Genomic DNA, 14,605 nt, shown 5'->3' on the forward strand with positions numbered 1-14,605 from the left:
CCCCGCCCCGCCCCGCCGCGATTGCGCCCCGCGGCGGGGCGGGCGTGCTCGGGCGACCGCGAGGCGGGCGGGGCCGTGCGTACGTGGGCGGGCGGGGCGGTGTCACGAACGAGTCGCCAAGATCTCACCTGCTGGAAACGTTCCGGGGCTATCCATCGACCCGGTCGCGCGGCACACTTCTACGCGCGTACTTCTACGCGCGTCACCAGTACCGTTGACGATCCGTTCGCCGTCCCCACCCGGGAGAGTCGTCCATGCCTCTGAACCGCCGTGACTTCGTCACCCGGTCCGCCGCCACCGCCGCCGGCGCAGCCCTCGTGAGCGGCGCCGGCCTCGCCGCGGCCTCGCCCGCCGCGGCGGCCGGCCCGGACGGGGCCCGGGCCAAGGGCCCGGCCAAGAAGCAGGCCTTCACCGTCATGGGCACCACCGACCTGCACGGCCGGGTGCTCAACTGGGACTACTTCACCGACGCGGTCTACGCCGACAAGGCGCACAACGAGGTCGGCCTCGCCAAGATCTCCACGCTGGCCAAGCAGGTCCGCGAGGAGAAGGGCTGGGACCGCACCCTGCTGATCGACGCCGGTGACACCATCCAGGGCACCCAGCTGACCTACTACTACGCCCGGGTCGACCCGATCGCCACCGACGCCGACACCGCTCCCGAGCACCCGATGGCGCTCGCCATGAACACCATGGAGTACACGGCCGCGGCGCTCGGCAACCACGAGTTCAACTACGGCATCGACACCCTGCGCGCCTACGAGGAGCAGCTGGACTTCCCGCTGCTGGGCGCCAACGCGCTGAACGCCAAGAACGACAAGCCGGCCTTCCCGCCGTTCGTGATCCGCAAGCTGAAGCTGGGCGGCGGCCCGGCCCTCAAGGTCGGCATCCTGGGCCTGACCAACCCGGGCATCGCGATCTGGGACAAGGCGAACGTCGCCGGCAGGATGACCTTCCCCGGCATCGTGGAGACCGCCAGGATCTGGGTGCCCAAGGTCAAGGCGGCCGGCGCGGACGTCGTCGTGGTGGCCTGCCACTCCGGGATGGACGAGGCGACCTCCTACGGCGACCAGCTGCCGTGGGCGGAGAACGTGTCGGTCGCGCTGGCCGAGCAGGTCGCGGGCATCGACGCCGTCCTGGTGGGCCACGCGCACAAGGAGATCCCGCAGCGCCTGGTGGTCAACAAGGAGACCGGCCGCACGGTCGTGCTCTCCGAGCCGCTCTGCTGGGGCCAGCGGCTGACCTGCTTCGACTTCGAGGTGGAGCTCGACAAGGGCGCCTGGAAGGTGGTCTCGCTCTCCTCCCGGGTGCTGAACTCCAACACCGTCCCGGAGGACCCGGAGATCGTCGGCCTGATGACCGACCAGCACAAGAAGGTGGTCGAGTACGTCAACCAGGTCATCGGCACCGCGAAGATCCAGCTGTCGATCGCCGAGGCGCCGTTCAAGGACGTGCCGATCATCGACCTGATCGGCCGCGTCCAGGCGGACGTGGTCAAGGAGGCGCTGGCCGGCGGCCAGTACGCCAAGCTGCCGGTGCTGGCACAGGCCGCGCCGTTCAACCGCAGCGCGGTGATCCCGGCCGGCCAGGTCAAGCTGCGCGACGCGGCCGGCCTGTACATCTACGAGAACACCCTGGAGGCCCGGATCCTGACGGGTGCCCAGCTCAAGGACTACCTGGAGTTCTCCGCCAAGTACTACGCCCAGCTCGCCCCGGACGCGCCGGTCGACAAGGCCACCCTGACCAACGCGCAGAACACCCCGGACTACAACTACGACGCGGTGTACGGCCTGAGCTACGACATCGACATCGCCCAGCCGGTCGGCTCCCGGATCGTCAACCTCTCCTTCGAGGGCAAGCCGGTCGACCCCGCCGCCCAGTTCGTCCTCGCGGTCAACAACTACCGCGCCAACGGCGGCGGCAACTTCCCGCACGTCGCGGCCGCGCCGAAGGTGTGGGCCAACTCGGACGAGATCCGCAACGCGATGATCTCCTGGGTGAAGGCCCGCGGCGTCATCGACCCGGCCGACTTCGCCGCCGAGTCCTGGCGCCTGGTCCGGGCCGGCCGCCCGGTCTTCTGATCCCGCCGCCGCACGCGGACGGGAGCGCCCCGCCTCCACTTCCCCGGATGGCGGGGCGCTCCCGTCCGCGCGGCGGCACCCCGGCGACCGGGTACCGATCCCGGCACCGTTCGCCTTCGAGCCGGCCACCGCCGCACTGCTCCGCCACCCCGCCTGAGCCTGGGCCCCGCGGCACCGCGGCACCGCGACCGGCGGAGCACCGGCGGAGCACCGGCGGAGCACCGGCGGAGATCACCCGCCCGCCGTGCCCCTTGAGGCAGCGGACGCCGACGCCGGGGCAGCGGTCACCCGGCGTCATTGACGACGCGTCAGATCCTGGCGAAGGCTGACGGCGGGCCACTGCCGGCCCTTCGCGCCCCCGCATCGCCGGGCACCACCAGGAGTACTGATGAGCAGGTTCAAGACCGCCGTCGTCGCCGTCGCCACCGTGGCGGCCATCGGGCTGGGCTCGTCCCCGGCCCTCGCCGCGGGCCAGGGCGGCGACACCGGCACCGCCCAGCCGGGGCCCGCCAAGCCGAAGTCCTGCAGCGCGTACGGCGGGACCTTCTTCTGCGGCGGGGACTACGGGGACGGCAAGACCTCCGTGACCCTCTCGGACGGCACCAAGCAGATCTTCGTGGTCGGCACCGACTACGACATCTGGACGACCTGGTTCCCCCCGAAGGGCGCGCAGGCCCCGTGGATGTCCCTGGGCGGCGACCACGACTTCGTCAACAAGGTCAAGATCTCGAACAAGAAGGGCAACGCCTTCACCGTCGGCGCGCGCTCCTTCCACCTCGGCGCGGACCTGAACCGTGACCGCGACAACGGCGGCGCCTGGAGCGGCTGGTGGACCAAGGCCGTCCCGGCCGGCTGACCGGTCCGCCCCGCACGCGTGACACACCCCGCGTACGGCGGGAGCGAGCCCCTGCCGTACGCGGGAAACGGCCGTCCGGCCGCGCCGGTCAGAACGGGAAGCGGCTGCGCCCGTGCTGGATGGAGATCCACTTCACCGTGGTGAAGGCGTCCACGGTGGACTCGCCGTTGAGGCGGCCCACCCCGGAGTTCTTCTCGCCGCCGAAGGGCACCACCGGCTCGTCGGCGATGGTGCCGTCGTTGACGTGGATCATGCCGGTCTCGATCCGCTGCGCCACCCGCACGCCGCGCTCCACGTCCGCCGTGTGCACGGCGCCGCTGAGCCCGAACGGGGTGTCGTTGGCGAGCCGGACCGCCTCGTCCTCGCCGTCGAACGGCACCACCAGCACGACCGGGCCGAAGAGTTCGCGCTGCAGGATCGGCGCGCCGGCCGGCAGCCCGCCGAGCACGACCGGGTCCATCAGGCTGCCGTTGGTCTCGCCGCGCAGCAGGGCGGTGGCGCCGCCGGCGATCGCCTGGTCGACCTGGGCGGTGATGGCGTCGGCCTGCACCGGGTTGATCAGCGGGCCGATCTGGGTGGCCGGGTCCTTGGGGTCGCCGACGCGCAGCGAGGCCACCTTGCGGACGAAGCGCTCGGTGAACTCCGCCTCGACGGCCCGGTCGACCAGCACCCGGTTGGCGGCCATGCAGACCTGGCCCTGGTGGGCGAAGCGGCTGAACACGGCGGCGTCCACCGCGTAGTCGAGGTCGGCGTCGTCGAGCACGATCAGCGCGCTGTTGCCGCCGAGCTCCAGCACCGTCCGCTTGAAGTGCGAGGCGGCGACGGTGGCGACGTGCCGGCCGACCTTGTCCGAGCCGGTGAAGGAGATCACCTTGGGGACGGGGTGCTCGATGAACGCGTCCCCGATCTCGGCGATGTCGGTGACCACGACGTTGAGCAGGCCGGCCGGCAGGCCCGCCTCCTCGAAGATCTTGGCGATCAGGGTGCCGCCGACCACCGGGGTCTCCTGGTGCGGCTTGAGCACCACGCCGTTGCCGAGCGCGAGGGCGGGGGCGACCGCCTTCAGCGACAGGAACAGCGGGAAGTTGAACGGGCTGATCACGCCGACGACACCGACCGGGAGGCGGTACAGGCGGTTCTCCTTGCCCTCCACCGGGGAGGGCAGCAGGCGGCCCTCGGCGCGCAGCGAGAGCTGCATCGACTCCCGCAACATGTCCTTGGTGAGGGAGAGTTCGAACCCGGCCTTGAGGGCGGTGCCGCCCAGCTCGGCCATGATCGCCTCGGTGATCTCCCGCTCGCGGTCCTCGATGATCCGCAGCGCGCGCTCGAAGACGAGCCGGCGCGTGTAGGGGTTGGTGGCCGCCCACTCCTTCTGCGCCCGCTCGGCGGCGCGGTACGCCCGGTCGACCTCCTCGACGGTGGCGACGGTGATGGTGGCGAGCTTGTCACCGGTGAAGGGGTCGACGTCGACGATGTCCCAGGAGCCGCTGCCGGCCCGCCACTCGCCGTCGATGTACTGCAGCGCCAACTCGGAAAGGTACGACATCTGGTCCCTCTCGTACTGATTCGGGGGCTGCGGGAAAGCCCGCAGGCCTCCCTCGATCAGATCTGATCGAAACTCATCGTACTGACGGGTTACAGCTCTTGGCGTACGGAGCGAAGAAGTTCCCGTGTCAGCTCGGGGGAGAGACTGTCGGCCACCAGACCGTCCGCCGCGCCGGAGTACTCGGCCACCTCTGCGGGCTTGTCCAGGTACAGCGCGGTGGTGAACTGCTCCAGGTAGACGACGTCCGCGAGGTCCGGCTCGGCGAAGCTCAGCACCGAGAAGGCACCGCCCTCCGCGCGCAGCCCGCCGAAGCCCAGCGGCATCACCTGGAGGACGACGTTGGGCAGCTCGGTCAGCTCCAGCAGCCGGTCGATCTGCGCCCGCATCAACTCGGGCCCGCCCCAGGGGCGGCGCAGCGCGGCCTCGTCCAGGACGGCGAGCAGCCGCGGCGCCCGGTCGGCGGTGAGCACCTGCTGGCGCTTCAGCCGGACCTCGACGCGCCGCTCGACCTCCTCGGGCTCGGTGACGTGGCCGCCGTGGGTGATCACCGCCCGCGCGTAGTCGGCGGTCTGCAGCAGCCCGTGGACGAACTGGACCTCGTAGCTGCGGATCTCGGTGGCGGCCTCCTCCAGGCCGAGATAGGTCTGGAACCAGCCGGGCAGGACGTCGCCGTAACCGTTCCACCAGGACGTCGCGTTGGCGTCGCGGACCAGGCCGAGCACCGAGGCCCGCTCCTGCTCGGCCTCGACCCCGTACAGGGTGAGCAGGTCGGCGACGTCGCGCTCCTTGAAACCGACCCGGCCCAGCTCCATCCGGCTGATCTTCGACTCGGACGCGCGGATCGAATAACCCGCCTCCTCCCGGCTGACGCCTCTGGCCTCCCGCAGCCTTCGCAGCTGGGAGCCCAGCAGCAGGCGCCGTACCGTGGCACCTCCGCCTGCCTGAGTCGTGCTCATCGCGTCACCCTCCGCACCTCGCGCAGCCCCCCGGCCGTCGGCCGCAGTCTGCCATCTGGCACCGACAAACAACAGTCCGTCAGCGGTCGCGTTCCAGGCGTAGCAGCCCCGGAACCGCGGCCAGGCTCAGGACCAGCAGGAACAGCCAGGGCCAGCCGGCGCCCCGGCCGAGCAGCAGGGTGAGCAGGGCGGGAGCGACGGCCTGGCCGATGTTCCAGGAGAGTTGGTAGACGGCGAGGTAGCGGCCGCGCAGCCCGGGGTCGGCGAGCGAGACGCTGAGTTCCTCCCGGAACGGGGTGGCCATGGTCTCGGCGAGGTTGTAGAGGACCATCGCGGTGTAGAGCCCGGCGAGGACGGCCCAGCCGGGGGCGGCGGCCAGCAGGGCGAAGGCGCCGAAGGCGAGGGCGTTGAGGAGCGAGGCGGCGGCGAGCACCCTGGTCGGCCGGAACCGCTCCAGCCGCCCGGCCACGACGTTCCCGGTGAGGACGACCTGGACGCCGTTGAGCACCAGCAGCGAACCGGCCTCCCAGGCCTCCCGGTGCAGGCCTTCGGTGAGGTAGACGGCGAGCAGCATGCTGAGGATCATCGAGCCGAAGACGAAGGTGAGGTTGACGGCGACCAGCAGCAGGTACCGGCGGTCGCGCAGCACCACCCGGTAGCCGCCCGCCTCCACAGCCGCCGGGGTCGACTCCCCCGCCTCCGGGACCACCGGCGCGGGCGCGGGCCGCCAGACGGCCAGCAGGGCGGCCGCGAGGACGTAGCTGGCCGCGTTGAGCGCCACCAGCAGCCGCAGGCCTCCGGTGCCGCCGCCGGCCACCAGGAGGGCGCCCAGCGCCCCGCCCAGGCCCAGCCCGGCGTTGCGCAGCGTCTGCACCAGCGCGAACCAGCGGGTGCGCTCCCCCTCGGCGGAGGCGAGCACCACCAGGCCGGTGCTGGAGGTCCAGTACGCGACGTGGCCGATCTGGGCGAGCAGGCAGACCAGCACGATCTGCCAGAGCTGCTGGGCGAGCAGGTAGCCCCCGAACGCGAGCGCGGAGAGGACGTTGCCGCCGACGGCCACCACCCGGGCGCCGTGACGGTCGATCAGCGGGCCGACGCCGATCGCGGTGGGCAGGGCGAGCAGCCGGGCGGCGGTGACGGCGGCGCCGACGGCGGCCACCCCCAACCCGGTGGCGCGGGTGAAGTAGACGAGGGTGAAGGCGAGGATCAGGCCGGTGCCCAGGCTGTCGATCAGGTGGGCGCCGACCAGTCCGGTCCGGCCGGAGGTGTCCGGCAGGCCCAGTCGGTCGCGGAGCGGGGTGAGCGTCGCGGTGGTCATGGCACCAGGCTCTCGGGCATGATCATCCCTGCCCAGAGATTCCATCCTGATCGAATCCGTCCCGCGTCCCCGCCGGAGGCACCGTGCTGACCTTGGACTTCTCGGCCCAGGACGTGGCCGCCATCCGGTTCGCCTGCTCACGCGTCATCGAGGTGGTGACCAGCGTCCAGGTGCTCAAGGACCCGGGCGCCAAGGCCGTCCACCTGCCGTGGGTGCGCCGGGCCCGGCAGCGGCTGGCCGCCGGCGATGTCCGGTACGAGCTGCTGTCCCAACTGGTGCCGATGCCCGCCTGGCACCTGCCGGGGTTCCTGACCGCGCTCCCGGCCTCGTCCGCTCCCGACATCGAGGCCGAACTGGCGGTGCTGACGGCCACCACCCCGGAGGCCGTCCGGGCCGAGCTGGCCCTGGTCGGACAGCCGCTGCCGCCGCTGGTGGCGGCGCTGCACGCCGATCCGGCGGCCGGCCTGGAGCGGCTGGCCGGCGAGATCCGGGCGTACTGGTCCGCGCTGGTGGAGCCGCACTGGAGCCGGATCGTCCGGCTGGTGGAGGGCGAGATCCTGCACCGGGCGCGGCGGATGGCGGCCGACGGGCCGGCCGCGCTGTTCGACGGCCTCCACCCCAAGGTGCGCTGGGAGGAGAGCCGGATCACGGTGACGCAGCGGCGCTACGAGATCGCGCACCGGCTGGACGGCGGGCGCGGTCTGGTACTGGTGCCGGCGGTGTTCGTCTGGCCGGGCATGGTCTGGCAGGCCGAGGGGCAGCCCGGCCTGGTCTACCCGCCGCGCGGGGTGGCCACGCTCTGGGAGAACGCCGGGGCGCCCGTCCCCGACGGCCTGGCGCGCGTGATCGGCCGGACCCGGGCCCGGCTGCTCGCCGAGCTCGACGCGCCCGCCTCGACCACCGAGCTCGCCGCCCGGACCGGCCTGTCCGCCGCCAACGTGTCGCACCACCTCACCGCGCTGCGCGAGGCGGGCCTGACCGCCCGGCACCGGACCGGCCGCACCGTCCTCTATCTGCGCACCGACGCCGCCGACCTCCTGCTGCGCGGCTGAGGCCCGGCACAGGACCCGAGTCGGGACTGGCAGAGGACCGGGCAGAGGACCCGACGGAGAGCCCGGCACACGACCCCGGCACACGACCCCGGCACACGACCCGACGGAGAGCCCGGCACACGACCCGCCCCGCCCCCGGAGCGGGACAACGAAAAGCGGCACCTGCCCTCAACTTGGTCGGGGAGAGGGCAGGCGCCGTGGGACCGCGTTTGGCCCGGCGACACTGGCGGGAGGAGCGGCTCATACTCCCGGCGATGCGGTGCCGGGCGCTCTGGGGGTGGACGGGATCCGACGGCGGCGGTGGCCGCGACCGGTCCGGCCGTGCGTCAGACCACCAGCGGGCGGTCCGTCGGACGGATCGGGGCGGGCAGCGGGGTCTTGCCGCCCAGGTACGTGTCCACCGCGGCGGCGGCCGAACGGCCCTCCGCGATGGCCCAGACGATCAGCGACTGGCCACGACCGGCGTCACCGCAGACGTAGACGCCATCGACATTGGTGGCGAACTTCCCGTCCCGGGCCACATTACCCCGAGCGTCGAGCTCGACGCCAAGCTGCTCGACCAGGCCGTTCTTCACGTCCGTACCGGTGAAGCCCATGGCGAGGGTGACCAGCTGGGCCGGGATCGCCCGCTCGGTGCCGGGCACCGGCTCGAAGCGGCCGTCCTTGAACTCGACCTCCACCAGGTGCAGCTCCTGGACGTTGCCGTCCTCGTCGCCCGTGAAGTGGGTGGTGTTGACGGCGTAGACCCGGCCCTCGTTGCCGCCCTCGGGCGCGGGGGTTCCCTCCTCCTGGCCGCCCACCGTCTTCGTCTCGCGGACGAAGACGGCCTCCTCGTGGGCCGAGGTGACCTTGTAGGTCATCGGCATGGTCGGCCAGGGCTGGTGGCCGGGGCGCCCCTCGCTCGGCCGCGGCATGATCTCCAGCTGGGTGACCGAGGCCGCCCCCTGGCGCAGCGCGGTGCCGAGGCAGTCCGCGCCGGTGTCGCCGCCGCCGATCACGATGACGTGCTTGCCCTTGGCGCTGATCGGGGAGTCGACGAAGTCGCCCTCCTGCACCTTGTTGGCCAGCGGCAGGTACTCCATCGCCTGGTGGATGCCCTTGAGCTCCCGCCCGGGGACCGGCAGGTCGCGGGCGGTGGTGGCGCCGGCGGCCACGACCACCGCGTCGAAGCGCTCGCGCAGCTGCTGGCCGGTGATGTCCTCGCCGACGTGCACGCCGGTGCGGAACCGGGTGCCCTCCGCGCGCATCTGCTCGATGCGGCGGTTGATGTGGCGCTTCTCCATCTTGAACTCGGGGATGCCGTAGCGCAGCAGGCCGCCGACGCGGTCGGCGCGCTCGTACACCACCACGGTGTGCCCGGCCCGGGTGAGCTGCTGGGCGACGGCCAGGCCGGCCGGGCCGGAGCCGACCACGGCGACCGTCTTGCCGGACAGCCGCTCGGGGATCTGCGGCGTGACGCCGCCGCGGTCCCAGGCCTTGTCGATGATGGTGACCTCGACGTTCTTGATGGTCACCGCGTCCTGGTTGATGCCCAGCACGCACGCGGACTCGCACGGAGCCGGGCAGAGCCGCCCGGTGAACTCCGGGAAGTTGTTGGTCGCGTGCAACCGCTCGATCGCGCCGGTGAAGTCGTCCCGGTAGGCCAGGTCGTTCCACTCGGGGATGAGGTTCCCGAGCGGGCAGCCGTTGTGGCAGAACGGGATGCCGCAGTCCATGCAGCGGCCGGCCTGCTTGGTGATGATCGGCAGGAGGCTGCGTTCGACGTAGACCTCGTTCCAGTCCCGCAGACGGACGTCCACGGGCCGGCGCTCGGCCAGCTGCTTGCCGGTGGTCAGGAAGCCCTTGGGGTCAGCCACGTGCCGCCTCCATCATCTTGCGAGTGGTCTCGGACTCGGAGAGTCCATCGCGCTCAGCGGCGTCCTTGGCGGCGAGCACAGCCTTGTAGTCGGTCGGCATGATCGTGGAGAAGCGGGAGACCCCGCTGCCCCAGTCCGCCAGGAGCTCGGCGGCGACGGTGGAGCCGGTCTCCTCGTAGTGCTGCTGCACGGTCTCGCGCAGCCAGTCGCGGTCGGCGGCACTCGGGGCCTCGATGCCCACCATGCCGTCGTTGACGTTCGCGGGACGCAGGTCCAGCACGTAGGCGACACCGCCGGACATGCCGGCCGCGAGGTTGCGCCCGGTCTCACCGAGGATGACGACCCTACCGCCGGTCATGTACTCCAGGCCGTGGTCGCCCACGCCCTCGACCACCAGGGTGGCACCGGAGTTGCGGACGGCGAAGCGCTCGCCGGCCTTGCCGCGCAGGTGCACGCGGCCGCTGGTGGCGCCGTAGCCGATGGTGTTGCCGGCGATCACGTGGCTCTGCGCGTCGGCACCGATCGCGGCGGCCTCGCGCGCCGGGCGGACGACGACCACACCGCCGGAGAGGCCCTTGCCGACGTAGTCGTTCGCGTCGCCCTCCAGGCGCAGCGTGACGCCCTTCGGCACGAAGGCGCCGAAGGACTGCCCGGCCGAGCCGGTGAAGGTGACGTCGATGGTCCCCTCCGGCAGGCCCTCGCCGCGGTAGCGCTTGGTCACCTCGTGGCCGAGCATGGTGCCGACCGTGCGGTTGACGTTGCGGATCGGCAGCTGGATGCGGACGGCGTCGCCGCGCTCCAGGGCGTCCTGGGCGAGGTCGATCAGCTGGTTGTCCAGGGCCTTGTCGAGCGCGTGGTCCTGCGTGGTGGTGCGGTGCAGGGCCGCGCCCTCGGGCAGCTCGGGCACGTGGAACAGCGGCGCCAGGTCGAGCCCGGCGGCCTTCCAGTGCTGGATCGCGGCCTGGGCGTTGATGTGCTCGGCGTGGCCGACGGCCTCCTCGATCGAGCGGAAGCCCAGCTCGGCCAGGATCTCGCGGACCTCTTCGGCGATGAACTCGAAGAAGTTGACGACGAACTCGGGCTTGCCGGAGAAGCGCTCGCGCAGCACCGGGTTCTGGGTGGCGACGCCGACCGGGCAGGTGTCCAGGTGGCAGACGCGCATCATGATGCAGCCGGAGACGACCAGCGGGGCCGTGGCGAAGCCGAACTCCTCGGCGCCGAGCAGCGCGGCGATGACCACGTCGCGGCCGGTCTTCAGCTGGCCGTCGGTCTGCACCACGATGCGGTCGCGCAGGCCGTTGAGCAGCAGGGTCTGCTGGGTCTCGGCGAGGCCGAGCTCCCAGGGACCGCCCGCGTGCTTGAGCGAGGTGAGCGGCGAGGCGCCGGTGCCGCCGTCGTGGCCGGAGACCAGCACGACGTCCGCGTGCGCCTTGGAGACGCCGGCCGCGACCGTACCGACACCGACCTCGGAGACCAGCTTCACGTGGATGCGGGCCGCCGGGTTGGCGTTCTTGAGGTCGTGGATCAGCTGGGCGAGGTCCTCGATGGAGTAGATGTCGTGGTGCGGCGGCGGCGAGATCAGGCCGACGCCCGGGGTGGAGTGCCGGGTCTTGGCGACCCACGGGTAGACCTTGTGGCCGGGCAGCTGGCCGCCCTCGCCGGGCTTGGCGCCCTGGGCCATCTTGATCTGGATGTCGTCCGCGTTGACCAGGTACTCGGAGGTGACGCCGAACCGGCCGGAGGCGACCTGCTTGATCGCCGAACGGCGCTCCGGGTCGTAGAGGCGGTCCGGGTCCTCGCCGCCCTCACCGGTGTTGGACTTGCCGCCGAGGCGGTTCATCGCGATGGCCAGGGTCTCGTGCGCCTCGCGGGAGATCGAGCCGTACGACATGGCGCCGGTGGAGAAGCGCTTGACGATCTCGGAGACCGGCTCGACCTCGTCGACCGGGACGGGGGTGCGGCCGAGGCCGTCCAGCCGGAACAGGCCGCGCAGCGTCATCAGGCGCTCGGACTGCTCGTTCACCCGGTCCGTGTACTGCTTGAAGATGTCGTACCGGCGGTTGCGGGTGGAGTGCTGCAGCCGGAAGACGGTGTCCGGGTCGAACAGGTGCGGCTCGCCCTCGCGGCGCCACTGGTACTCGCCGCCGATCTCCAGCGCGCGGTGCGCGGCGGGGATGCCGGAGGCGGGGTAGGCCTTGGCGTGGCGGGCGGCCACCTCCTTGGCGACCTCGTCCAGGCCGATGCCGCCGAGCTTGGTGGTGGTGCCCGCGAAGTAGGCGCCGACCAGCTCCTGGGAGAGGCCGATCGCCTCGAAGACCTGCGCGCCGCGGTAGGAGGCGACGGTGGAGATGCCCATCTTCGACATGACCTTGAGGACGCCCTTGCCGAGCGCCTTGATCAGGTTCTTGATGGCCTTGTCGGCCTCGACGCCCTCGATGAAGACGCCCTGGGCGACGAGGTCCTCGACGGACTCCATGGCCAGGTACGGGTTGACCGCGCCGGCGCCGTAGCCGACCAGCAGCGCGACGTGGTGCACCTCGCGGACGTCGCCGGCCTCGACCAGCAGCGACACCTGGGTGCGCTGCTTGGTGCGGATCAGGTGGTGGTGGATCGCGGAGGTGAGCAGCAGCGAGGGGATCGGGGCGTGCTCGGCGTCCGAGTGCCGGTCGGAGAGCACGATGATCCGGGCGCCGTCGGCGATCGCGGCGTCGGCCTCGGCGGCGATCGCGGCCAGCCGCGCGGCCAGCCCCTCGCCACCGGTGGCGACCTTGTAGAGGCCGGACAGCGTGACGGCCTTGAGGCCGGGCTGGTCCCCGTCGTGGTTGATGTGGACGAGCTTGGCCAGCTCGTCGTTGTCGATCACCGGGAAGGTGATGCCCACCGAGCGGCAGGACGCGGCCTCGGCGGCCAGCAGGTTGCCCTCGGGGCCGAGGTTGCTCAGCAGCGAGGTGACGAGCTCCTCGCGGATGGCGTCCAGCGGCGGGTTGGTGACCTGGGCGAACAGCTGCACGAAGTAGTCGAACAGCAGGCGCGGCTTCTCGGAGAGCGCGGCGATCGGGCTGTCGGTGCCCATCGAGCCGAGCGCCTCACCGCCGGTCCGGGCCATCGGCGCGAGGATGACCCGCAGCTCCTCCTCGGTGTACCCGAAGGTCTGCTGGCGGCGCGTCACCGACGCGTGGGTGTGCGCGATGTGCTCGCGCTCGGGCAGCTTGGCGAGCTGGATCTGGCCGCCGGCGACCCACTCCGCGTAGGGGTGCTCGGACGCCAGCGCCGACTTGATCTCCTCGTCCTCGACGATGCGGTGCTCCGCGGTGTCGATGAGGAACATCTTGCCGGGCTGCAGCCGGCCCTTGCGGGCGATCTTCTCCTGGTCGATGTCGAGCACGCCGACCTCGGAGGAGAGGACGACCAGGCCGTCCTCGGTGATCCAGTAACGGGCCGGGCGCAGGCCGTTGCGGTCCAGCACGGCACCGATCTGGACACCGTCGGTGAAGGTGACGCAGGCCGGGCCGTCCCAGGGCTCCATCAGGTTGGAGTGGTACTGGTAGAAGGCGCGGCGGGCCGGGTCCATGGTCGCGTGGTTCTCCCACGCCTCCGGGATCATCATCAGCACCGAGTGCGGCAGCGAGCGGCCGCCGAGGTGGAGCAGCTCCAGGACCTCGTCGAAGGAGGCCGAGTCGGAGTGGTCCGGGGTGCAGATCGGGAAGATCCGGTCGAGCCCCTGCCCGTTGCGGTTGACCGGGATGAGGTCGGTGGCGAGCTGGGACTCGCGGGCGGTCATCCAGTTCCGGTTGCCCTTGACCGTGTTGATCTCGCCGTTGTGCGCGACGAAGCGGTAGGGGTGGGCGAGCGGCCAGCTCGGGAAGGTGTTGGTGGAGAAGCGCGAGTGCACCAGGCCGAGCGCGGAGGCGTAGAGCCGGTCCGACAGGTCGGGGAAGAAGGGCTCCAGCTGGCCGGTGGTCAGCATGCCCTTGTAGACGATGGTGCGCGCGGAGAGCGACGGGAAGTAGACACCGGCCTCGCGCTCGGAGCGCTTGCGGACGACGAAGGCGATCCGGTCCAGGGCGATGCCGCTGGTCCCGTCCTGCGCCAGGAAGACCTGCCGGAAGCGCGGCATCACGCCGCGGGCGGTGGCGCCGAGCAGGTCCGGGGTGACCGGGACGTCGCGCCAGCCGAGGACGGTCAGGTTCTCCTCGGCGGCGATGGCCTCGATCCGCGCGACGGCGGCGGCGGACGCCTCGTCCTCGTCGGGGAGGAAGGCGATGCCGACCGCGTAGGAGCCGGCGGCCGGCAGCTCGAAGGAGACCTTGGCGCGCAGGAAGGCGTCCGGGATCTGGGTCAGGATGCCCGCGCCGTCACCGGAGTCCGGCTCGGCGCCGGTGGCACCCCGGTGCTCCAGGTTGCGCAGGACGGTCAGCGCCTGCTCGACGATCTTGTGGTCGGCGATGCCGGTCAGCGTGGCGACGAAGCCGACGCCACAGGCGTCGTGCTCGTTCCGCGGGTCGTACAGGCCCTGAGCAGCAGGTCGCGCATCCGGAACGAGCGCGTACGGCGGGCGGGCGGCGCCGGCCTGGGGCTCGTTGGCGGAGTGCATGGATGCAGACAGCATCGGCTCTCCCGTCGTCGTCTTGAGCAATGAGCTTCGTGCAATAGGGACGACGTTGGCCCTCTGCGATTTCGTGCAGGTTACATGATGCCGGAGATCCCGAGAAGTGGAACATCGCGTCCACATGGCGGACATGACCCCAGGTCAGGGGCTATTACCGGCGAGTACGGCGAGCGAAAGGAGTCGGCTTCCCGACTGCGCGCTCCCTCAAGTGTGCCCGTGCCCCGGAGGGCCGAAACGGAACCGAAATCCCCCGTCGACAAGATCGCTCCGGGCGTGCCTGCGATTCGATCCTCCGGGGCCGATCGGACCGGGGAATCCTCGGACCGGTGGG

8 protein-coding genes are annotated in these 14,605 nt (G+C 71.7%); 3 read left to right on the forward strand and 5 right to left on the reverse strand.

Annotated elements, in window-relative coordinates; all coding sequences use genetic code 11:
- Positions 1-254: 254 nt before the first annotated feature.
- Positions 255-2,081, forward strand: coding sequence for a bifunctional metallophosphatase/5'-nucleotidase (locus ACFXHB_RS10750; RefSeq protein WP_380573584.1), 1,827 nt, complete (start codon positions 255-257; stop codon positions 2,079-2,081).
- Between the two features lie 388 nt (positions 2,082-2,469).
- Positions 2,470-2,937 (forward strand): hypothetical protein, encoded by a 468-nt coding sequence (locus ACFXHB_RS10755; RefSeq protein ID WP_380573585.1) that lies wholly within the window; start codon positions 2,470-2,472, stop codon positions 2,935-2,937.
- An 88-nt stretch (positions 2,938-3,025) separates the two neighbouring features.
- Here ACFXHB_RS10755 and ACFXHB_RS10760 read toward each other — a convergent pair whose 3' ends face one another.
- From ACFXHB_RS10760 to ACFXHB_RS10770, 3 genes are all read right to left on the reverse strand, one after another.
- A complete protein-coding gene (locus ACFXHB_RS10760) occupies positions 3,026-4,483 on the reverse strand; it encodes an aldehyde dehydrogenase family protein (RefSeq protein ID WP_380573587.1) in 1,458 nt (485 codons plus the stop codon).
- Positions 4,484-4,572: 89 nt separating this feature from the next.
- Positions 4,573-5,439 (reverse strand): helix-turn-helix domain-containing protein, encoded by an 867-nt coding sequence (locus ACFXHB_RS10765; RefSeq protein WP_380573588.1) that lies wholly within the window; start codon positions 5,437-5,439, stop codon positions 4,573-4,575.
- Positions 5,440-5,518: 79 nt separating this feature from the next.
- The gene (locus ACFXHB_RS10770; RefSeq protein ID WP_380573589.1) at positions 5,519-6,757 is read right to left on the reverse strand and encodes an MFS transporter; all 1,239 of its coding nucleotides are present in this window, start codon (positions 6,755-6,757) and stop codon (positions 5,519-5,521) included.
- Between the two features lie 83 nt (positions 6,758-6,840).
- Between ACFXHB_RS10770 and ACFXHB_RS10775 the strand changes: the two genes are divergently transcribed.
- On the forward strand, positions 6,841-7,809 hold the full coding sequence (locus ACFXHB_RS10775) for a helix-turn-helix domain-containing protein (RefSeq protein ID WP_380573590.1): 969 nt from the start codon (positions 6,841-6,843) through the stop codon (positions 7,807-7,809).
- 326 nt (positions 7,810-8,135) lie between these two features.
- Here the strand turns inward: ACFXHB_RS10775 and ACFXHB_RS10780 are convergent, their stop codons facing one another.
- Both ACFXHB_RS10780 and gltB read right to left on the reverse strand, forming a co-directional pair.
- Complete coding sequence (locus ACFXHB_RS10780) at positions 8,136-9,665, reverse strand: glutamate synthase subunit beta (RefSeq protein ID WP_380573592.1); 1,530 nt, start codon at positions 9,663-9,665, stop codon at positions 8,136-8,138.
- Positions 9,658-14,259, reverse strand: a complete 4,602-nt coding sequence (gene gltB, locus ACFXHB_RS10785) for a glutamate synthase large subunit (RefSeq protein ID WP_380573724.1) — start codon at positions 14,257-14,259, stop codon at positions 9,658-9,660. The genes ACFXHB_RS10780 and gltB overlap by 8 nt, the downstream gene beginning before the upstream one ends.
- Positions 14,260-14,605 lie beyond the last annotated feature (346 nt).

Origin of the sequence: Kitasatospora sp. NPDC059327, assembly GCF_042752535.1 — a bacterium.
Lineage (GTDB): Bacteria > Actinomycetota > Actinomycetes > Streptomycetales > Streptomycetaceae > Kitasatospora.